Source organism: Luteimonas sp. BLCC-B24, from assembly GCF_028550595.1.
In the GTDB taxonomy this organism is placed as follows: Bacteria; Pseudomonadota; Gammaproteobacteria; order Xanthomonadales; family Xanthomonadaceae; genus Luteimonas.
In genome coordinates, this window is sequence record NZ_JAQQGN010000001.1 from 604,482 (window position 1) to 624,037 (window position 19,556).

The following is a 19,556-nucleotide window of genomic DNA, read 5'->3' on the forward strand; positions in this document are numbered from 1 at the left end:
GCAGCGCCGGGGCGTGTCAGCCGGCCGGCGCCGTGCGACGCCGACGCCGGCGCCGGCGCGGTGCCTGGCCCGGTTCACCGCCGTCCTCGTCACCCGGGAACAGCGCGATCGCATGGTCCGGATCGTTCTGGGCCTCCTGCCAGAACGCCACGTCGGCGGTGTGCTCGTCGGAGGCCGTCTGGCGCAGCACCAGGAAATCGAAGGCCGCTCGGAATCGCGGGTGCGAGAGCATGCGGGTGACGCGCTTGCGCTGGCGCTGCGGGAATCGTGACTGCAGCAGCCAGATCTCCTGCATCGGCATCGAGAAGCGGCGCGGCAGCGCGACCGTGGCCAACTGGTGCAGGGTCACGCGGTCCGCCGCGCGGCGCTGGGCGTCGACCGGCTGCACGCCGTCGGCCTGCAATTTCATCAATGCGCGGCAATACGCCGGCCACAGCAGCGTGGCGAACAGGAACGCCGGCGACACCGGCTCGTCGGCCGCCACGCGCGCATCGGTGGAACGCAGGCCAGCGAGCACCATCGCGCGCAATGCACCGCTGCGGTTGCTCCGGATGGCCGCCGCCGTTTCGGGAAACAGCGCACCGAGCAGGCCGTGACGCTCGAGCCCCTCGAAACTGGCGACCGCGTGGCCGGCCAGGAACATCTTCAGGCATTCCTCGAACAGCCGTGCCGGCGCCGCCTCGCAGAGCAGGCCGGCCAGACGCGGAAGCGGTTCGGCCGTGCCGGCCTCGATCGTGAAGCCGAGCTTCGCGGCCAGTCGCACCGCACGCAGCATGCGTACCGGATCCTCGCGGTAGCGCGTGTCCGGGTCGCCGATCAGGCGCAGCACGCGATTCTCGACATCCTCGAAACCGCCGACGTAATCGCGTACCGAGAAATCGGCGATCGCGTAATACAGCGCGTTGGCGGTGAAATCACGCCGGACCGCGTCGTCCTCGACCGTGCCGTAGACGTTGTCGCGCAGCAGGCGCCCCCCGTCGTGGACCTCGCGATCACCGCTGCCGTCGTCGACATTGGCACGGAAGGTCGCGACCTCGATGATCTCGCGCCCGAACACCACGTGCGCCAGACGGAAGCGGCGACCGATGAGCCGGCAATTGCGGAACAGGGCCTTGACCTGCTCGGGCGTGGCGTCGGTGGCGACGTCGAAATCCTTCGGAGCCAGACCGACCAGGACGTCACGCACCGCGCCGCCGACGAGGTAGGCCTGGTGGCCGGCCTCGTGCAGCCGATAGAGGACGCGCAATGCGTTCTGGCTGATCTGGCGCCGGGAGATCGAGTGCTGGTCTCGCGGAATGATCCGCAGGTCGGCGGCGGGCAGGGATGCGGCGTTGTCCATCAAGCGAAAATATTCCAGAGGCGGCGTTGCGGCGCCCGCAAGCCTGATATACTAGCAAGCTGCACACGTCGACGAACGTTTGCAGGCCGGTCGTCCAACCGGTGGCCGCGATCGCGGCGCACAATGCTCCCTTCGTCTAGAGGCCTAGGACGTGGCCCTCTCAAGGCTAAAACACGGGTTCGAATCCCGTAGGGAGCGCCATATCACGCGATGGCCCATGCCGCCCGGCATGGGCCATCTGCGTTGAGAGACGCGCGATGCGGCCGCCGCTGCGATGCCGGAGCCGGGCCGCTGGCCATTCGGCACGCCGCGCCGGGCCTCAAATGCGAACACTTCGCACGCGCCGGCGACCGCCTGCCGTACACTCCCCCGCCTTCGTATCACCACCGACCCGCCGATCATGCCGTTCGTCGTCACCGAAAACTGCATCAAGTGCAAATACACCGACTGCGTCGAAGTCTGTCCGGTGGATTGCTTCCACGAAGGCCCGAATTTCCTGGTCATCGATCCGGACGAGTGCATCGACTGCACCCTGTGCGAGCCGGAGTGTCCGATCAACGCGATCTATCCGGAAGACGACGTGCCGGCCGGGCAGGAGCAGTTCGTGGCGTTGAACGCCGAGCTGTCGCGCGCCTGGCCGGTGATCACCACGCGCAAGGATCCCGCCCCCGACGCCAAGGACTGGGAAGGCAAGCCCGACAAACTGCCGCTGCTCGAGCGCTGACGGGCGCGCCGACATATGAAAACGGGCGCCACCGGCGCCCGTTTTCCGTTTCACGTCCGGCTGGGGCGCCGGCTCAGCGGGCGAGCGCCGCCTGCAGCATGGCGATCAGGCGCACCGGTGCATCACCGGTGGCCGCAACGCCGCGCGGATCGACCGCCGACACCGCGACGCCGCCCTGGGCGGCACTGACGCGCACCAGGAACTGGCTGCCCGCATAGCTCACCTCGTAGGTGCCCAGCGCCTGCGACTGGCTCGACACCGTCACGCCCTCGGCGCCCGCGAGCGCCTCGCCGACACGGGTGAACACATCATCGCGCTGGCCGGCCACGGTGAACACGACATTCGACGCCGCCGGGGCGGCGGCCATCCCCGAGCGTGTCACCGAGCCCGCGGCCGGCGGCAACGCCATGGCGCCGTCGGTGCGCGGCAGGTCGAGATCCGGCGGGACCTCCAGCGGACGGCTCTCCGGGCTCTGCGCGTAGAGCGCGTTGTCGCGCTTGAGCCAGCTGCATCCGGCGGTGCCCGCGACGGCGACCGCCAGCACGGCCAGGCCGAAAGGGCGAAGAAGGGATTGGGATCGACGCATCGGTACGGGTCTCCTGGGAAATCAGGCGGCGCGGGCGCGGCAGGACGCTTCGAGGTCCGCCGCGAGTCGCGCCGCATCGTCGGCCTGGGCGCGATGCGCGTCGGCCAGTGTCGTCAACGGCAGCCGCAGACCGTGGCCGCAGCCCTGCCGTGCGAGCACCGCCTTGACCGGAATCGGATTGGACTCGATGCCGGAGAAGGTGTGGATCGGCTGCAGCCGCGCATTCCAGGCATGCGCCTCGTCGGCGCGGCCGTCGCGTGCGAGATCGCACAACTGGCGGAACGCGGCCGGGATGATGTTCGACACCACCGAGATCGTACCGTCGGCGCCGGACAGCATCGCGCGCGCCGCGGTCGGATCGTCACCGCTGAGCACCACGAAGCCGGCATCGCGCAGCCCGAGCAGCGCCTGCATGCGCTCGACCCCGTTGTGCGCCTCCTTGATGCCGACGATGCGCGGATGCGGGGCGAGCGCGGCGACGGTCTCGGGCAGCATGTCGGTGCCGGTACGGCCGGGCACGTTGTACAACACCACCGGCACGTCGCCATCGTCGGCCACGGCGCGGAAATGCGCGATCAGGCCGGCCTGGGTGGGGCGCACGTACGGCGGCACCACGACCAGCGCCGCATCCGCGCCGAGCGCCGCGACCCGGCGGGTCGCCGCGAGCGTGCCGGCGGTCGACGCCTGCCCGGTGCCCGCGAGCACCGGCACACGCCCCGCCACCAGGTCCAGTGCGGACGACAGCAGCCACGCGTACTCCGCCTCGTCCAGCATCGCGGCCTCGCCGGTGGACCCCGCCACGACCAGACCCTGGGTGCCCGCCTCGAGCTGCGCCGTCACCAGCCGTTTCCACGCCGCGCGATCGAGATCGCCGCTGGCGGTGAACGGAGTTGCGAGCGCGGTGATGCTGCCGGAAAGACGCACGATGGGAATCCAGGACGAAGCGGGAGGGCGTGGCGCCGGTTGCAGGCGCGCGCGGACGGCGGAATGACGCGAAAAACGCCGGCCGATGTTACTTGCGGCCGCGAAGTACGGGCAAGTATGCTGGCCCCGCGTGCATCCCGGGACGGGCTGCCGTTCACCCTCCAGCGGCCCCCGATCCACGTGGCCGCATCGATATTCCCGCCGCGGACCCCGCCTTGACCGATACCGATACCGCTTCCCGTCCGTCGCCGAACGAGAATTACCTGCTGATCAACGCCTACACCACGCATCCGGCTTCGCCGTTGCTGTCGGTGTCGCGCCGGATCGCCGACAGCGGCTGCAATCTCGTCGACACGCGCCTGTCCACGGTGGGCCGCGACGTCTCGGTCACCGCGCTGGCCAACGGCCCCTGGGATGCGGTCGCCAAGCTCGAGGCCATGCTCGCCCGGCTCGAGCGCGAGGAGGATCTCAAGCTGGTCTGGTATCGCACCGGTCCGAAGCCCGTGCAGTCCAACCTGTTGCCGTACGTGGTCGAAGTGGTCGCGGCCGACAAGCCGGGCATCCTGTTCCAGCTGGCGGATTTCTTCGACCGCCAGGGCATCACGATCGAGAGTCTGCACTCCTCGCGCTACCGCGCGATGCAGACCGGCGCGGACATGTTCTCGGCGCAGATCACGATCGGCATTCCCTCGAACATGCACATCGCCGCGCTGCGCGACGATTTCCTCGAATTCTGCGACCACCTCAACCTCGACGCGATCATGGATCCGATGAAGTTCTGACGTGGCGCGCGCAGACGCTTGCGAAAGCCGCAGCGCGCGCGCATTGTGATCACGACCATCGCACTGGAACACCCGTTCGAACGATGAGCGGAACACGCAAGAAGCTCGCGAAAGCCACCCTCCAGCTGCCGCTGGCACTCTCCGGGGGCACGCAGACCACGCTGGCCGACCACGCCGGACGCTGGCTGGTCCTGTACTTCTACCCCAAGGATTCCACGCCCGGCTGCACGACCGAAGGCCTGGATTTCAACGCGTTGCTGCCGGCGTTCTCGGCGCTCGGTGCCGACGTCCTCGGCGTCTCGCGCGATTCCGTGAGATCACACGACAACTTTTGCGCCAAGCAGGGTTTCGCGTTTCCGCTGGTCAGCGACGCGGACGAGGCCCTGTGCCGCGCGTTCGATGTGATTCGCGAGAAGAACATGTACGGTCGAACGGTGCTCGGCGTCGAGCGCAGCACGTTCCTGATCGATCCCGACGGCCGCATCGCGGCCGAATGGCGCAAGGTGCGCGTGCCGGGCCATGCCCAGGCCGTGCTCGATGCCCTGAAGGCTGCCACGGCCCAGTGACAGCCGCCCCGACCCGTCCGCATCGCCACTCCGCTCCACGGGGTCAGGCGATGCGACCGTGTGCGTGTGTGTTGCGCGGCGCCGACACGCCGTGTTCTTCCCTCTCTCAAGGATTTCCGACACGCCGATGATGACCCAAGGCAAGCGCGTCTACGTTCTCGACACCAACGTGCTGATGCACGACCCCACCGCGCTGTTCAAGTTCGAGGAGCACGATGTCTATCTGCCGATGCAGGTGATCGAAGAGCTCGACAACGGCAAGAAGGGCACCAGCGAGGCCAGCCGCAATGCGCGGCAGGTGAGCCGTTTCATCAACGAACTGATCGAGGCGGCGGGCAGCGATCACATCGCGTCCGGGCTGCCGCTGCAGCGCCCGCAGGGCCTGCAACTGCGCGGTGGCCAGAGTGTGGGCAAGCTGCGCTTCCAGACGACGGTCCCGGCCGAGGACCCCACCTCCTTCGGCGTGGCCGCGCCGGACAACCGCATCCTGGGCGCGATTCTCGACCTGCTGCGCACCGAACCCGACTACCCGGTGGTGTTCGTCTCCAAGGACATCAATCTCCGCATCAAGGCCGCCATCGCGGGCATCCCCAACGAGGATTACGAGAACGACCGCGCGCTCGACGATTTCAGCCTGCTCTATACCGGCGCCACCGCGCTTCCGGAGGATTTCTGGGCGCGCCACGGCAAGGACCTGCGTTCGTGGACCGATCGCGGTCGCACCTTCTACGAACTGGCGGCCGATGCGAACGACGACTGGTATCCCAACCAGTTTCTCTATCTGCCCGGTGACGAGGAATCGGAGTTCCGCGTGGTCGGCGTGGAGAACGGACGCGCGACCCTGCAGATCGTCGATGATTTCCGCCACAACCAGCACGCGGTCTGGGGCATTCTCGCGCGCAACCGGGAGCAGAACTTCGCGCTCAATGCACTGATGGACCCGGATGTCGATTTCGTCACCCTGCTCGGCACCGCAGGCACCGGCAAGACCCTGCTGGCGCTGGCTGCAGGCCTGGCGCAGACGATGGACCAGCAGCGCTACCGCGAGATCATCATGACCCGCGCGACGGTCAGCGTCGGCGAGGACATCGGTTTCCTGCCGGGCACGGAGGAGGAAAAAATGACGCCGTGGATGGGCGCGCTGACCGACAACCTCGAAGTGCTCACCCACAACCAGGACGGCGGCAGCTGGGGGCGCGCGGCGACCAACGATCTTCTCGCATCGCGCATCAAGATCCGCTCGATGAACTTCATGCGCGGGCGCACCTTCCTGTCGCGCTACCTGATTCTCGACGAAGCCCAGAACCTCACGCCCAAGCAGATGAAGACGCTGGTCACGCGCGCGGGTCCGGGCACGAAGATCGTGTGCCTCGGCAACGTGGAGCAGATCGACACCCCGTATCTCACCGAGACGACCTCGGGCCTGACCTACGCGGTGGACCGCTTCAAGCAGTGGGCGCACAGCGCGCACATCACCCTGCGCCGGGGTGAGCGTTCGCGTCTGGCCGACTTCGCGTCCGAGGTGCTGTGATGGAACGGGCCCTGCGGCTGGCCGGAGGGCCGCAGGGTCAATGTGCAGCGAGTGGATGCCGCACGCAGCGGCGCCGCCGCAGCGATTGCGCGGGCCCACGCGTCACGGCGCCGGATGGTGCCCGTGCGAGGGCGCACGTCGCGCGTCGGGACCATCCGCGCACCCGTTCGGCGGTCGACGCACAACGGCACCGCTGACGTGGACATGCGCTTGCCGGCCTGGGTGTGGATCGGTGCCGTGGCGCTGGCCTGCGTTGCGGGTATGGTCAACGTGGTCGGCTATCTCGGCTTCGAGCACCAGGCAGTGAGCCACCTGACCGGCACCACCAGCCTGCTCGGCGCGGCGCTGGTGCAGCACGACTGGCGCACCGTCGCGCACCTGTGCGCGGTGGTGCTGGCGTTCTGCGCCGGGGCCACGCTCAGCGGGTTGATCCTGCAGGACGACACGCTGCGCCTGGGCCGGCGCTACGGGGTGGCGCTTGCGCTCGAGGCCCTGCTGCTCGCCATCGCGGTCCCGGCGTTCGAACGTGTCCATCTGCTCGGCGCCCTGCTCGCGGCCATGGCCTGCGGCCTGCAGAACGCGATGGTCACCACCTACAGCGGCGCGCTCGTGCGCACCACGCACCTGAGCGGCATGTTCACCGATCTGGGCATCGGGCTCGGCCATCTGCTGCGCGGCCTTCCGCTGCCGGTGCGGCGCCTGGCGCTGAGCGCGCTGATCATCACGGGTTTCCTGGTCGGCGGCCTGATCGGCGCCTGGCTGTTCGGACACGTCCGCTACCACGCGCTTCTGGTGCCGGCCGCGCTCACCGGTGCCACCGGCCTCGGCTACGCCGCCTATCGCCAGTGGCGCGGCGTCGCCCCGGAACGCTCCACCTGAGCAGCGTCCGCCACGGCCGAGCAGGCACAATGGCCGCATGAACGCTTCCGTCCCACGCCCCGTCTCCGTCCTGACGATCGCCGGCTCCGACTCGGGCGGCGGCGCCGGTATCCAGGCGGATCTGAAAACCTTCGCCGCCCACGATATCCACGGCCTGTCGGCGATCGCCGCGCTGACCGCGCAGCACACGCGCGGCGTCACCGCCGTGCACGCGCCACCGGTGACCTTCCTGCAGGCGCAGATCGATGCCTGTTTCGACGATTTCGAGATCCGCGCGGTGAAGATCGGCATGCTGGCGACGGCCGACATCGTGCACGCGGTGGCCGATGCACTGGATGCGCAGCCCGGTGCGGCGGTGGTGCTGGATCCGGTGATGATCGCGACCTCCGGCGCCAAGCTGCTCGATGACGACGCCCTCGATGCGCTGCGCACGCGACTGGTGCCGCGGGCGACGGTGCTGACGCCCAACATTCCCGAGGCCGAATTGCTGCTCGGCCGTCCGATCGTCGACGCCGCGGCCGCCGACGTCGCGCTCGAGGCGCTGCGCGGCCTGGGTGCGCGCGGCGTCCTGCTCAAGGGCGGCCACCTGGACGAAGGCGACACCGTCGTCGATCGCTACGCGGACCCGGCAACACGTTTCGCGCACCGCGGGCCGCGTCTGGCGGTCGACGGCCACGGCACCGGCTGCACGCTGTCGTCCGCGATCGCTGCGCGCATCGCGCGCGGCGAAGCGCCGGCCGATGCCTGCCGCGCCGCGATCGACTACGTGCATGCGGCGATGCGCGCGGCATACCGCCCCGGACGCGGCGACGTCAGCGTGCTCGGCCATCTCGCGCCGCGGACGCGATGAGCACGGCGGCATCGCGTCTCGAGACGCTGGTCACGGCCGACGGTCACCGCTACGAATTGATCGCCCGGATTCCCGACGACGCCGATCGCGCCCTGCTCTGGCTGCCCGCGATGGGCGTGCCTGCGAAGCACTATCTGCCGCTCGCCGAACGACTCGCCGCGCGCGGCGTCGCGGTGTTCCTGCACGAATGGCGCGGCATCGGCTCGAGCGGGCTGCGCGCCGGTGGCGGCGCGGACTGGGGCTATCGCGAACTGCTCGACGAGGACATCGCGACCAGCGCACGCGCCATGCGCGCTGCGACCGCCGGTCTTGCGCCGGTCATCGGCGGGCACAGTCTCGGCGGACAGCTGGCGTGCTGCCACCTCGCGCGCCAGCCCGACGGCGTCGGCGCCTTGTGGCTGGTCGCGAGCGGTGCACCGTACTGGCGTGCGTTTCCGGTGCCGCAGCGCTATGCACTGCCGCCGCTGTACCGCTTCATGGCCTGGCTGTCACGTGTGCGCGGCGTGCTTCCGGGGCGCCGCCTCGGCTTCGCCGGCAACGAGGCGCCCGGCGTGATCGCCGACTGGAGCCGCAGCGGGATCACCGGGTCCTACCGCGCAGCCGGGCTGGAGCTCGACCTCGACGCGGCGCTCGCGCGTGTCGATGTGCCGGTGCGCGCGGTCTGCCTGCAGGCCGACTGGCTGGGGCCGCCGTCGTCGCTGCACTTCCTGCTCTCGAAGCTCGGCACGTCCGTACCCGCGGTCGTATCGCTGGATGCGGCGGCGCTGGGTGTAGCAGCCGATCACTTCGCATGGATGAAACGGCCCGACGCCGTCGTCGAGTGGCTGACCCGCAGCGACTGACGCGCATCGGTTAGGCACCGACGCGTCCGCTACACTGCGCCGGCCCTTTCCGATGGTGAACCGACGCAATGAGCGCAGCGCTACCCGCACGTGACGACATCCGCATCGCGATCGTCGGCCTGGGTTACGTGGGCCTGCCGCTCGCGGTGGCGTTCGGACGCCGTCATCCGACGCTGGGCTTCGACATCGATCGCGAGCGCATCGACGGCCTGCGCCGGGGCCACGACCACACGCGCGAACTTTCCGAGCACGATCTGCGCGCCGCCGCGCATCTGCGTTACAGCGCCGATGCCGATGATCTCGGCGCCTGCAACGTGCACATCGTCACCGTGCCGACTCCGGTCGACGCCTACAAGCGCCCGGATCTCTCGGCGCTGGAGAGCGCCAGCCGCGCGGTCGGATCCGCGCTCGGCCGCGGCGACGTGGTGATCTTCGAATCCACCGTCTATCCCGGCGCAACCGAGGAAATCTGCGTGCCGATTCTCGAAGCGGCCTCCGGGCTGCGCTTCCGCGAGGATTTCCACGTGGGCTACAGCCCCGAGCGCATCAACCCCGGCGACAAACTGCATCGCCTGGAAAACACCCTGAAGGTGACCGCGGGCTCGTGCCCGGATTCGGCGGAGTTCGTCGATGCGCTGTATCGCGACATCGTCGAGGCGGGGACGCATCGTGTGTCGAGCATCCGCGTCGCCGAGGCCGCCAAGGTCATCGAGAACACCCAGCGCGACGTCAACATCGCCCTGGTCAACGAGCTCGCGCTGATCTTCGAGCGCCTCGGCATCGACACGCATGAAGTCCTCGAGGCGGCCGGAACGAAGTGGAATTTCCTGCCGTTCCGGCCGGGCCTGGTCGGCGGCCACTGCATCGGCGTGGACCCGTATTACCTGACCCACAAGGCGCAGGAGATCGGCTATCACCCGGAAGTCATTCTCGCCGGCCGTCGCATCAACGACAGCATGGGTCTGCACGTGGCCCAGCGCGTGGTCAAACTGATGCACCGCCGAGGTCTGCAGACCTCCGGCGCGCGCGTGCTGGTGCTGGGGCTTGCGTTCAAGGAGAACTGCCCGGACCTGCGCAATACGCGCGTGGTCGACGTGGTCGCCGAACTGCGCAGTTACGGCGTGGAGGTCGACGTGCACGACCCCTGGGTCGCGCCGGCGTACGCACAGGCCGAGCACGGTCTGGCGCTGGTCGCCGAGCCTGCAGCGCAGACCTACGACGCGATGATCCTGGCGGTGCCGCACGCCCAGTTCATCGCGCTGGGCAGCGCCGGCATCCGTGCGCTGGGCAAGCCCGGCGCAGTGTTGTTCGACGTCAAGGCGGCGCTCGCCGAGGCCGACGCGCGGCTCTGAGCCCGGCGGTCCACGGCCGGGCGCGCCCGCCGGGGCGCGTCGCTTGCAGTCGCGGCCGCCTTTCGCGCCGATGACGTCCCGACATCCGGGTCGCGACGCGCGCGCCCGCGACCGGCGAGCAGGCTGGGCGTTCCAGATCGCGGACGGCATCGCGGGCGCGACCCGAGCCACCGCACCGTCGGCGCTGTCTGACGCCCCGACGGTGCCGCCCCGATCGTCGTGCCAACGCCACGCCAGCGCCCTCCCGCGCCCGCATCGATGCCGGCATCGCGCACATGCACCCATGCACGGATCCATCGCACCGAAGGGAGCGCGATCCCGCCCGGCACATCGTCTCGACGCGTCGACAGACCGCGACGCCGACACCATCCGGATCGCTTCGCGGCATGCGCCGTCCGGTGCGATCTCAACGGAGCCCACGCCGGGCACACCACGCGCACACAAAAAAGCCAGCGACGCGTCGCTGGCTTTCCTGTGTGTTCTGGCGCGCCCGGAAGGATTCGAACCTCCGACCCCCAAGTTCGTAGCCTGGTGCTCTATCCAACTGAGCTACGGGCGCGTGGAACAGAAGCGGAATTTTGCAGAAGAACCTGTGTTTCGTCAACCGCTCTGCGAGATTTTTTTCGCTGATTCCCGCGGGAATCCGATCGAATCAAGCAGTGGCGGAGAGTGAGGGATTCGAACCCTCGATGGAGTTTTAAGCCCCATACTCCCTTAGCAGGGGAGCCCCTTCAGCCACTCGGGCAACTCTCCGTAGCAACCCGCTCGAGGTGTGACGTTCGAGCGAGGTGCGAAGGATACCGGGTCACCTCGCCTGCGGCAAACTTTCTTGCGCGTCGCCGTCCGCGTGCTCGTCCGCACCCTCGCGATGGATGCGCTGATAGATCTCCTCGCGATGCACCGACACGTCCTTCGGCGCGTTGATGCCGATGCGCACCTGGTTGCCCTTGACGCCCAGGACGGTCACGGAGACGGAGTCTCCAATCATCAGCGTCTCGCCGACACGTCGGGTCAGAATCAACATTGGGAATCTCCTCGGGCCGACACGTTGTCGTGGCGGCATGGACTGCAATTCGGACCGTTCTCGACCATTGGAAACCGATTACAGGCCACTGTGTAACGGGAAAGGATGTCCTGCGGCGGACGGCGGGTCAACCGCCGCCGGAACGTGTTTATCGCGCGCTTAACCGGCCCGCTCGGCGACCCAGCGCCCCACGTCCGCGAGCGCTGCCTGCAGGGCCGGACCGTCCTCGCCGCCGCCCTGGGCGAGATCCGGGCGGCCGCCGCCCTTGCCGCCGATCCGGCCGGCGATCTCCGACAGCAGCTCACCCGCCTTGACCCGGCCCGCCGCGGCACCGCCGACGCCCGCCACCAGCGCCGCCTTGCCATCGTTGGCGCCGGCCAGCACCACGACGACATCACCCAGCTGCTGCTTGAGACGGTCCACCGCGTCCCGCAGGGCCCTGGCGTCGAGCCCTTCGATCCGCGCGGCCACGACCTTCAGCCCGGCGACATCGACCGCACCCGCGGCCAGGTCCGACGTCGCGCCGCTGGCCGCCTTGGCCTTGAGCGCGTCGAGCTCGCGTTCCAGCTGCTTCTGACGATCGAGCAGCGCACGCACGCGGTCGCCGACATCGGCCGCACTGCCGCCGAGCAGGCCGGCGGCCTGGCGCAGGCGCTCTTCCTCGGCGCGCACATGATCCAGCGCCGCCTGTCCGGTCAGCGCCTCGATCCGGCGTACACCCGCCGAGACGCCACCTTCGGAAACCAGCTTGAACAGGCCGATGCGGCCGGTGCGGTCGACATGGGTGCCGCCGCACAGTTCGACCGAGTTCCCCATCGTCACCACGCGCACGCGCTCGCCGTACTTCTCGCCGAACAGCGCCATCGCGCCGGCGTCGAGCGCGGACTGCATGTCCATCTGCTCGATCGTGACCGGGTGGTTGGCACGCACCTCGACATTGACCCGGCGTTCGATCTCGCCGAGCTCCTCACCGGTCACCGGCTGGAAATGCGAGAAGTCGAAGCGCAGGCGCTCCGGGGCGACCAGCGAGCCCTTCTGGGCGACGTGGCTACCGAGCAGATCGCGCAGCGCCCCGTGCAGCAGATGCGTGGCGCTGTGGTTGAGCAGGATGCTGGCGCGCCGTGCATCGTCCACCGCGCCGCGCAGGCGGTCGCCGCGACGCAGCGTACCGGCGGTCAGCCGACCGACGTGGCCGTGGAACTGGCCGGCGAACTTCTGCGTGTCGTCGACGTCGAAGCGCACACCGTCGGCATCGAGCGTGCCGGTGTCGCCGACCTGGCCGCCGGATTCGCCGTAGAACGGCGTGCGGTCGAGGATCACCACGGCTTCGTCGCCGGCGTCGATCGCGTCGACCGGGCGCCCGTCGCGCAGCAATGCCACGACCTCCAGGCCGGAGGCGTCGGTCGCGTCGTAGCCTTCGAATACAGTGGGCGAAAGCTGTGCGACGAGGTCGGCCGGCAGACCGGCGCTGGAGGCGAACTTGCCCGCGGCGCGGGCGGTGTCGCGCTGACGCTGCATCGCGGCGTCGAAGCCGGCCATATCGACCTCGAGCCCGCGCTCACGCGCGATGTCGGCCGTCAGATCCAGCGGAAAACCATAGGTGTCGTAGAGCCGGAACGCGTCCTCGCCCGGAATCGCGCCTTGGCTGCGGGTCGCGATCTCGTCGAAGATGCGCATGCCGGCGTCCAGGGTTTCGGCGAAGCGGTCCTCCTCGGCCCGCAATGCGCGCTCGACCAGATCGCGCTTCTCACGCAGCTCGGGGTAGGCCTCGCCCATCACGGCGTCGAGCGTGGCGACCATGGCGCTGAAGAACGGCCGGCGCACGCCGAGCATCCAGCCGTGACGCAGCGCGCGGCGGATGATCCGGCGGAGCACGTAGCCGCGCCCCTCGTTGGACGGCAGTACGCCGTCGACGATCAGGAAGCTGCAGGCGCGGATGTGATCGGCGATCACGCGCAGCGACTTGTTCTCCAGATCGGTCGTGCCGGTCAGCTCGCCGGCCTTGCGGATCAACGCCTGGAACAGATCGATCTCGTAATTGCTGTGCACGCCCTGCAGGATCGCGGCCAGACGCTCCAGGCCCATGCCGGTATCGACGCAGGGTGCCGGCAGCGGCAGCAGCGTACCGTCGGGCTGCTTGTCGAACTGCATGAAGACCAGATTCCAGATTTCGATGAAACGGTCGCCGTCCTCGTCGGGCGAGCCCGGCGGTCCGCCGAAGTGCGCCGGGCCGTGGTCGTAGAAGATCTCGGTGCAGGGGCCGCAGGGGCCGGTGTCGGCCATCTGCCAGAAGTTGTCGGAAGCGAACGGCCCGCCTTTGTTGTCACCGATGCGGACGATCCGCTCTTCGGGAATGCCGACCATGTCACGCCACAGCGCATAGGCCTCGTCGTCCGTGTGGTAGACGGTGACCAGCAGGCGCTCGGCCGGCAGCTTCCAGACCTGAGTCAGCAGTTCCCAGGCCCAGGCGATGGCGTCCTTCTTGAAGTAGTCGCCGAAGGACCAGTTGCCGAGCATCTCGAAGAAGGTGTGGTGCCGCGCGGTGTAGCCGACCTGGTCGAGATCGTTGTGCTTGCCACCGGCGCGCAGACAGCGCTGGACGTCGGCGGCGCGCACGTAGCTGCGCTTCTCGGCGCCCAGGAACACGTCCTTGAACTGGACCATGCCCGAGTTGGTGAACAGCAGCGTGGGGTCGTTGCCCGGCACCAGCGGCGCCGACGGCACGATGGTGTGCCCCCTGCCTTTGAAGAACTCGAGGAAATCGGCGCGGATCTGCGCGGTGCTGGTCGGGGTCTGCGTGGTCATAGGCCTGGCGTTGACGAAAACGGGCATGCGCCACGGCCCGCCGCCGCCTGCGGGCGGGTCGGCGCGACGCTGTCGCCCAATCGGCAAAGGGTAGCAGGCCGACCGGCCCTCCTGCCCGCGCATGGCGGGGAATGGCGCGCAGCGCGCGAGGGCGCCGACGTGCGCTCAGCGCCCGCAGAACTGCCGGATCGCCGCGCGCAACACCTCGGCGCCGAACCCCCGGCGCAGCAGGTAATCCCCTGCCTTGCGCCGGGCGAGGATGTCGTCGGCCAGCACGTCGGCATCGAAGCGTCGCGCGAGCAGATCGAGCGCGCGCGCGGGCCAGTCCGCCTCGCCCTCGTCTTCCAGCGTCCGGAATGCGCCGGCGTCCTCGTTGGGCTCCGTGGTGACCGGCGATTCCGCCCCGATCACCGCCGACGAGCGGCCATTACTCGACGTCGTCTTCTTCATCCATCACCGCGACTGCGGTCGGCAACAGGCGCTCACGGATGCCGGCCTCGATGCGAGCCGCGACCTCCGGATTGTCCTTGAGGTACTGGCGCGCGTTCTCCTTGCCCTGCCCGATCCGCTCGTCACCGCAGCTGTACCAGGCGCCGGCCTTCTCGACCAGCTTGGCCTCCACGCCCATGTCGATCAGCTCGCCCTCACGGCTGATGCCCTCGCCGTAGAGGATCTCGGTGACGACCTGCTTGAACGGCGGCGCCATCTTGTTCTTGACGACCTTGATGCGGGTCTGGTTGCCGATGATCTCGTCGCCCTTCTTGATCGCGCCGATGCGACGGATGTCGAGACGGACCGAGGCGTAGAACTTCAGCGCGTTGCCGCCGGTGGTGGTCTCGGGGCTCTGGCCCGGCATCATGATGCCGATCTTCATGCGCAGCTGGTTGATGAAGAACACCATGCAGTTGCTGCGCTTGATGTTGCCGGTGAGCTTGCGCAGGGCCTGGCTCATCAGGCGGGCCTGCAGACCCGGCAGCTGGTCGCCCATCTCGCCTTCGATTTCCGCCCGCGGCGTGAGCGCGGCGACCGAGTCGATGACCACCATGTCCACCGAATTGGAGCGCACCAGCATGTCGGCGATTTCGAGCGCCTGTTCGCCGGTATCGGGCTGGGAGACCAGCAGATCTTCGACATTCACGCCCAGCTTGGCGGCATAGGTGGGATCGAGCGCATGCTCGGCGTCGATGAAGGCGGCGACGCCGCCCATCTTCTGGCACTGCGCGATCGTCTGCAGCGTCAGCGTGGTCTTGCCGGAGGATTCCGGGCCGTAGACCTCGATCACGCGGCCGCGCGGCAGGCCGCCGATACCGAGCGCGAGATCGAGCTGCAGCGAGCCGGTGGGAATCACCGGCACCACTTCCGACGCACGATCGCCCATGCGGATCACCGATCCCTTGCCGAACTGCTTTTCGATCTGGCTCAGGGCGGCGGAAAGGGCGCGCTTCTTGTTCTCGTCCATCGTGATGGTCCTTGTCATTCGTGTTCCGGTGTGTGGGACGCATCGTCGCAGGCGCGGATCGCACAGGCTGCGACGCTGTGGCGTGGCGATGTCGACGCTAGAGCCCGGGGCGCCAGCGGGTCATTGGCGGATCGGGCGCCGGCCGGTCGGGAAATACCGCGGCTGCGATGGGCAGCGCACCGACTCACCGGTTCGGCCGCACGAGGCCGCAATACAGGCCTTCGATCGCGAAGTCCTGATCGGGCGAGACGTCCATCGGCGCGTAGTCGGGATTGCGCGGCAACAGGCGGATCCGGTCCTTTCCGATCTTCAGCAGCTTGACGGTGATCGCATCGTCCAGCCGGGCGACGACGATCTGGCCCGAGCGCGCATCGCGGGTGCGGTGCACGCCGATCAGGTCGCCTTCGAAGATGCCTTCGTCGCGCATCGAATCGCCTTTGACCTTGAGCAGGTAATCGGGCGACGGCGAGAACAGCACGCGGTCGAGAACGACGTAATCATCCGAGCCGATGTCCGCGCCGATGGGCAGCCCCGCGGCGACCTGGCCGAGCACCGGCAGACGCAGCGCATCCGCATGCCCGTCACCCAGCGGCGGCAGAGGCTGCGCCGCCTGCGGAGCCACCCGCAGGCGAATGCCGCGCGCGCGGCCCGGCAGACGCTCGATGGCGCCGGCCGCTTCGAGCGCGTCGAGGTGGTACTGCGCGGCACGGACGCCACTGAAGCCGAAGGCCCGCGCGATCTCGGTCTGCGAGGGCGGCATGCCCTCGGCCTCGATGCGTTCGCCGATCAGTTCGAGAATGGCGCGCTGGGTGGTCGACAGGTTCATGGTTAGTAGTATTACTACTAACAAAGCCTCACACAAGTCCGGGCAGGAGACGGATCGTCGGAATACCGGCTGCGGCGCCTGTCAGCGCGCCGGTGTCGACGCCGGAAGCGCGAGATGGCGCGCGGCCAGCGGCGCATTGCCGCGCGGTGCACTGTTCACCGTCGTGTCCCGCGGCGACGGCCCACCGTCGAGGTGGGCGTCCACCTGGTCCAGCGCGGCGTACACGTAGGGCAACAGCGGCACGTAGCGCGCGGCGTAGTCGGGCAGCGCGAGAAAGCCGTCGAAATGCTGCGCATGCGGCACCTGCCAGAAGTGCACGTCGCGCCCCGCGGCCTGTGCGCGGTCCACGTACGGCACGCTGGAGAACGCCATCGGAATCAGACCGTCGTCGACACCGTGCACGACGACGACCGGCAGCCCGCGGCGCGGCAGACCCGCACGCGTTTCGGCGATGCCCGCCTGCACGCGGCGCGCATCGGCGCCGTCACCGACGGCCAGCGCGCGCAGGCACTGCAGACCCGACAGGGCGGGATCGGCGCCGGCCGCGCCCGGATCCACGATGCCGACGCCCGCGCCCGGCGGAATCCCGCTGCCGTCGCTCCACCAGGCCGCGCGCTCGGCGGCGGTGGCAGTCCGAGGCGAGAGGTCTGCGCCTTGGGCGGAAAACCGGTATCCGCAGGGATGCGCGTCGGCGGAGTACCGGCCGTAGGCCGAGGCATAGGTCACGGCGACCGCACGCCACAGATCGAAACCGACCGACAGCGCGCCGGCGCGCAGGGCACCGTCCGTCCAGCCGTTGCCGCGCAGGATCGCCAGGGCGGATTGCGACTGGGATGCGGCCTCAGTGCCGTCGACCAGACCGGCCGCGCGCAGCGAGGCGCAGCGCGCGGCCCACAGCGGCGCCACCTGGGCGGTCAGCGGCGGCTGCGGCAAGGCGTCGAGCGCGAGCAGCGCGCACGGCATCAGCAGCGCGGCCTCGGTGGTGTAGTCGTAGAGCGAACGCGCGCCTGGCGCATCGACCAGCACGCTGGGCTCGCCGGCGACCACGGCATCGAGCCAGTCGCCGTCGAGTTCCGCCGCGCGCAGCACCGCGCCGCCGCCGTTGGAGATGCCGACCGCGATGACACGCGTGCTGGCGAAATCGAAGGGCGCATCGTCCGGATACGCCTCGCCCAGCGCCTGCAGCGCGAACTCCGCCGCCTGGCGCACGTGCCGCCCCCAGTCGGCCTCGGGGTTGTCGCCGGAATGCGCGTGCTTGAACGCGATGCCCTGCGCTGCGCCGTCGGGCGCGAAGACCGCCTGCGCGCGATCGACCGCCGGCGTGCCGTCGGCGCGGATGCCGATCCCGGCATCGGCATCGAAGTAATCGGTGCCCGCGCCCTTGTCGGTGTAGGCCACCGCGCATCCCTTCGGCAGCCCCCAGGCGCCGGCCACCGCGATCGCGCCGTAGATGCCGCGCGAGCCGGACGAGGCGGTGACCACGATGCACCGGCGGGCCCGGTCGAAGTCGTCCGGTACCTGCACCAGCACCCGATGCGGCTGCGTGGCGCCCGGCACGGTGGCCAGGGCGTGGAACTCGCGCCCCGGCACCGTCGCCACGCTGCCGTAGAGCGTGCCGTAGCCGCCTGCGGGGGCCAGATCGGCGATGCCGCGCCAGTTCGCCCACAGCGCACGGCGGCGGACCTCGGCGGACGACGGCCGCTCGGGATCGGCAAACGCCGGCGGCGCCATCGCCTGCAGGCCGGATAGCCCCAGCCCGGCCGTCAGCAGGTCGTCGCCGTCGCGGTGCAGGCTGGTGCGCTGGGCGGTGAACATGGTGGCGTCGTCTCCGCGGATCGAAGCAGGGTCACCGCGTGTTCCGCTGCCGGCACAGGCGGCAAGCGAAAGCGCGAGGGTGGCGAGGCACAGCGGCCGGAGCATGCGGGTCTTGGTCATGCAGGCACCGTAGCAGTGCACCGGACACCGGCCATCGTACTTTGGTACCAGGCCCGGACCTCGGCGGTGCTTGCTATGGTGATTCGAACGCCATGATGGGTGACTCGTGATTGGTGATTCGTAGGCGCTGCACCCGGTGAACACCCGTGCGTCTGCGGCCCGGTCGAATCACGAATCACGAATCACGAATCACAGATCACCAATCACGACTCGCCGCCCCATGCCCAAACTGCTGATCGCCGACGACCATCCGCTGTTCCGCGCCGCACTGCGCGGGGCGGCCGCCGATGCCGCGCCCGATGTCGTCACCCGCGAGGCCGAAGCACTGGCCGGCGTGCTGGCGCTGCTGGAGGCCGAGGACGACGTCGACCTCGTGCTGCTGGACCTGCACATGCCCGGCAATCACGGTCTGGCCGGCCTCGCAGCGATCCGCGCGCAGTTCCCGGCCGTGGCGGTGGTGCTGGTCTCGGCGAACGAGGATCCACGCGTCGTGCGCCGCGCCCTCGACCACGGCGTTGCCGGGTACATCCCCAAGAGTGCGGGCCTGGGCGAACTGCGCGACGCGATCCGCACCGTGCTGGCCTGCGAGCAGTGGCTGCCACCGGCGCTGCGCGCCGCCGTTGCGCATGCGCAGTCGGCGCCCGAAGACATGGACCTGGCGGCCCGCCTCGCCAGCCTGACGCCGCAGCAGTTCCGGGTGCTGTCGCTGGTGGCCGAGGGCCTGCTCAACAAGCAGATTGCCGACCGCCTGGACGTGCAGGAGCGCACGATCAAGGCGCATATGTCCGCGATCTTCGAGAAGCTCGGCGCGCGCAACCGTACCCACGCCGGCGTGATCCTGCGCGGACTCGACATCACCGACCCGGCGCAGCGCGTCGCCGGCTGATCCGCGGGGTCAATCGGTGCGTGGCGTCCGCCGCGTCGGGGGGTTGATCCACTGCACCTGCAGGCCGCGCCGCAGGGCCTTCCGCTCGACCTGGGCGATGTAGTCGGTGTCCTGGACCATCAGGCCGGGGCGCGGCGGTGGCGCACTCGTCTGTCGCGGCGGCTGGGTGGCGCATCCGGCCAGCGCGGCCGTCGCCAGCATCGGGAGTGCGAGCCCCGTGCATCGTGTCCGGATGGTCATGCGTCT

The 19,556-nt window shown here is 69.4% G+C and carries 19 protein-coding genes and 3 tRNA genes; 10 read left to right on the plus strand and 12 right to left on the minus strand.

The features are described from left to right. Window positions 1–16: 16 nt before the first annotated feature. Window positions 17–1,339 (minus strand): polynucleotide adenylyltransferase PcnB, encoded by a 1,323-nt coding sequence (pcnB, locus tag PQS31_RS03000; RefSeq protein WP_272761186.1) that lies wholly within the window; start codon window positions 1,337–1,339, stop codon window positions 17–19. A 125-nt stretch (window positions 1,340–1,464) separates the two neighbouring features. On the opposite strand from pcnB, the gene PQS31_RS03005 reads away from it, so the two are divergent. Then, window positions 1,465–1,540: transfer RNA gene (locus PQS31_RS03005), tRNA-Glu, on the plus strand. Between the two features lie 199 nt (window positions 1,541–1,739). After that, the gene (gene fdxA / locus PQS31_RS03010) at window positions 1,740–2,063 is read left to right on the plus strand and encodes a ferredoxin FdxA (RefSeq protein ID WP_272761187.1); all 324 of its coding nucleotides are present in this window, start codon (window positions 1,740–1,742) and stop codon (window positions 2,061–2,063) included. Window positions 2,064–2,136: 73 nt separating this feature from the next. On the opposite strand, the gene PQS31_RS03015 is transcribed toward fdxA, so the two are convergent. After that, the gene (locus tag PQS31_RS03015; protein ID WP_272761188.1) at window positions 2,137–2,649 is read right to left on the minus strand and encodes a hypothetical protein; all 513 of its coding nucleotides are present in this window, start codon (window positions 2,647–2,649) and stop codon (window positions 2,137–2,139) included. A gap of 21 nt (window positions 2,650–2,670) precedes the next feature. Next, window positions 2,671–3,573, minus strand: a complete 903-nt coding sequence (gene dapA, locus PQS31_RS03020; protein WP_272761189.1) for a 4-hydroxy-tetrahydrodipicolinate synthase — start codon at window positions 3,571–3,573, stop codon at window positions 2,671–2,673. Window positions 3,574–3,761: 188 nt separating this feature from the next. Between dapA and PQS31_RS03025 the strand changes: the two genes are divergently transcribed. The 7 genes from PQS31_RS03025 (at window position 3,762) to PQS31_RS03055 (ending at window position 10,375) form a co-directional block, all read left to right on the plus strand. Then, entirely contained in the window at window positions 3,762–4,355 is a 594-nt protein-coding gene (locus PQS31_RS03025) for a glycine cleavage system protein R (RefSeq protein WP_272761446.1), read from the plus strand. 83 nt (window positions 4,356–4,438) lie between these two features. Next, window positions 4,439–4,921: a peroxiredoxin gene (locus tag PQS31_RS03030; RefSeq protein WP_272761190.1), complete on the plus strand. Its 483-nt coding sequence runs from the start codon at window positions 4,439–4,441 to the stop codon at window positions 4,919–4,921. Between the two features lie 130 nt (window positions 4,922–5,051). Then, window positions 5,052–6,452 carry a PhoH family protein gene (locus tag PQS31_RS03035; protein WP_272761191.1) on the plus strand — a complete coding sequence of 467 codons (1,401 nt, stop codon included), beginning with the start codon at window positions 5,052–5,054 and terminating at the stop codon, window positions 6,450–6,452. A 198-nt stretch (window positions 6,453–6,650) separates the two neighbouring features. Continuing rightward, window positions 6,651–7,331: a YoaK family protein gene (locus tag PQS31_RS03040; protein ID WP_272761192.1), complete on the plus strand. Its 681-nt coding sequence runs from the start codon at window positions 6,651–6,653 to the stop codon at window positions 7,329–7,331. Between the two features lie 37 nt (window positions 7,332–7,368). Continuing rightward, the gene (gene thiD / locus PQS31_RS03045; RefSeq protein WP_272761193.1) at window positions 7,369–8,181 is read left to right on the plus strand and encodes a bifunctional hydroxymethylpyrimidine kinase/phosphomethylpyrimidine kinase; all 813 of its coding nucleotides are present in this window, start codon (window positions 7,369–7,371) and stop codon (window positions 8,179–8,181) included. Continuing rightward, window positions 8,178–9,023 (plus strand): alpha/beta fold hydrolase, encoded by an 846-nt coding sequence (locus PQS31_RS03050; protein WP_272761194.1) that lies wholly within the window; start codon window positions 8,178–8,180, stop codon window positions 9,021–9,023. The genes thiD and PQS31_RS03050 overlap by 4 nt, the downstream gene beginning before the upstream one ends. A 68-nt stretch (window positions 9,024–9,091) precedes the next feature. Then, window positions 9,092–10,375 (plus strand): nucleotide sugar dehydrogenase, encoded by a 1,284-nt coding sequence (locus PQS31_RS03055; RefSeq protein ID WP_272761195.1) that lies wholly within the window; start codon window positions 9,092–9,094, stop codon window positions 10,373–10,375. 482 nt (window positions 10,376–10,857) lie between these two features. On the opposite strand, the gene PQS31_RS03060 is transcribed toward PQS31_RS03055, so the two are convergent. The 8 genes from PQS31_RS03060 to PQS31_RS03095 form a co-directional block, all read right to left on the minus strand. Continuing rightward, window positions 10,858–10,934, minus strand: a tRNA-Arg gene (locus tag PQS31_RS03060). A gap of 101 nt (window positions 10,935–11,035) precedes the next feature. Continuing rightward, window positions 11,036–11,128: transfer RNA gene (locus PQS31_RS03065), tRNA-Ser, on the minus strand. 52 nt (window positions 11,129–11,180) lie between these two features. Further along, complete coding sequence (csrA, locus tag PQS31_RS03070; protein ID WP_272761196.1) at window positions 11,181–11,399, minus strand: carbon storage regulator CsrA; 219 nt, start codon at window positions 11,397–11,399, stop codon at window positions 11,181–11,183. 159 nt (window positions 11,400–11,558) lie between these two features. After that, window positions 11,559–14,204, minus strand: coding sequence for an alanine--tRNA ligase (gene alaS, locus PQS31_RS03075; RefSeq protein ID WP_272761198.1), 2,646 nt, complete (start codon window positions 14,202–14,204; stop codon window positions 11,559–11,561). A gap of 165 nt (window positions 14,205–14,369) precedes the next feature. Continuing rightward, entirely contained in the window at window positions 14,370–14,654 is a 285-nt protein-coding gene (locus PQS31_RS03080; RefSeq protein WP_272761199.1) for a RecX family transcriptional regulator, read from the minus strand. After that, entirely contained in the window at window positions 14,632–15,663 is a 1,032-nt protein-coding gene (gene recA / locus PQS31_RS03085; protein ID WP_272761447.1) for a recombinase RecA, read from the minus strand. Before recA ends, PQS31_RS03080 begins: the two co-directional genes overlap by 23 nt. 184 nt (window positions 15,664–15,847) lie before the next feature. Then, window positions 15,848–16,489, minus strand: a complete 642-nt coding sequence (lexA, locus tag PQS31_RS03090) for a transcriptional repressor LexA (protein WP_272761200.1) — start codon at window positions 16,487–16,489, stop codon at window positions 15,848–15,850. 81 nt (window positions 16,490–16,570) lie between these two features. Further along, on the minus strand, window positions 16,571–18,424 hold the full coding sequence (locus PQS31_RS03095) for a 3-hydroxybutyrate oligomer hydrolase family protein (protein ID WP_272761201.1): 1,854 nt from the start codon (window positions 18,422–18,424) through the stop codon (window positions 16,571–16,573). A 220-nt stretch (window positions 18,425–18,644) separates the two neighbouring features. Here PQS31_RS03095 and PQS31_RS03100 point away from each other — a divergent pair, with 220 nt between their 5' ends. Then, window positions 18,645–19,310: a response regulator transcription factor gene (locus PQS31_RS03100; RefSeq protein WP_272761202.1), complete on the plus strand. Its 666-nt coding sequence runs from the start codon at window positions 18,645–18,647 to the stop codon at window positions 19,308–19,310. Between the two features lie 9 nt (window positions 19,311–19,319). Here PQS31_RS03100 and PQS31_RS03105 read toward each other — a convergent pair whose 3' ends face one another. Further along, complete coding sequence (locus PQS31_RS03105) at window positions 19,320–19,550, minus strand: hypothetical protein (RefSeq protein ID WP_272761203.1); 231 nt, start codon at window positions 19,548–19,550, stop codon at window positions 19,320–19,322. Window positions 19,551–19,556: the final 6 nt, after the last annotated feature.

Bases quoted from the DNA above. Each gene is read 5' to 3' on its own strand.
- pcnB (WP_272761186.1), bottom strand. From the start codon at position 1,339: ATGGACAACGCCGCATCCCTGCCCGCCGCCGACCTGCGGATCATTCCG.
- fdxA (WP_272761187.1), top strand. From the start codon at position 1,740: ATGCCGTTCGTCGTCACCGAAAACTGCATCAAGTGCAAATACACCGAC.
- PQS31_RS03015 (WP_272761188.1), bottom strand. From the start codon at position 2,649: ATGCGTCGATCCCAATCCCTTCTTCGCCCTTTCGGCCTGGCCGTGCTG.
- PQS31_RS03030 (WP_272761190.1), top strand. From the start codon at position 4,439: ATGAGCGGAACACGCAAGAAGCTCGCGAAAGCCACCCTCCAGCTGCCG.
- PQS31_RS03035 (WP_272761191.1), top strand. From the start codon at position 5,052: ATGACCCAAGGCAAGCGCGTCTACGTTCTCGACACCAACGTGCTGATG.
- thiD (WP_272761193.1), top strand. From the start codon at position 7,369: ATGAACGCTTCCGTCCCACGCCCCGTCTCCGTCCTGACGATCGCCGGC.
- PQS31_RS03050 (WP_272761194.1), top strand. From the start codon at position 8,178: ATGAGCACGGCGGCATCGCGTCTCGAGACGCTGGTCACGGCCGACGGT.
- PQS31_RS03055 (WP_272761195.1), top strand. From the start codon at position 9,092: ATGAGCGCAGCGCTACCCGCACGTGACGACATCCGCATCGCGATCGTC.
- csrA (WP_272761196.1), bottom strand. From the start codon at position 11,399: ATGTTGATTCTGACCCGACGTGTCGGCGAGACGCTGATGATTGGAGAC.
- alaS (WP_272761198.1), bottom strand. From the start codon at position 14,204: ATGACCACGCAGACCCCGACCAGCACCGCGCAGATCCGCGCCGATTTC.
- PQS31_RS03080 (WP_272761199.1), bottom strand. From the start codon at position 14,654: ATGAAGAAGACGACGTCGAGTAATGGCCGCTCGTCGGCGGTGATCGGG.
- recA (WP_272761447.1), bottom strand. From the start codon at position 15,663: ATGGACGAGAACAAGAAGCGCGCCCTTTCCGCCGCCCTGAGCCAGATC.
- lexA (WP_272761200.1), bottom strand. From the start codon at position 16,489: ATGAACCTGTCGACCACCCAGCGCGCCATTCTCGAACTGATCGGCGAA.
- PQS31_RS03095 (WP_272761201.1), bottom strand. From the start codon at position 18,424: ATGACCAAGACCCGCATGCTCCGGCCGCTGTGCCTCGCCACCCTCGCG.
- PQS31_RS03100 (WP_272761202.1), top strand. From the start codon at position 18,645: ATGCCCAAACTGCTGATCGCCGACGACCATCCGCTGTTCCGCGCCGCA.
- PQS31_RS03105 (WP_272761203.1), bottom strand. From the start codon at position 19,550: ATGACCATCCGGACACGATGCACGGGGCTCGCACTCCCGATGCTGGCG.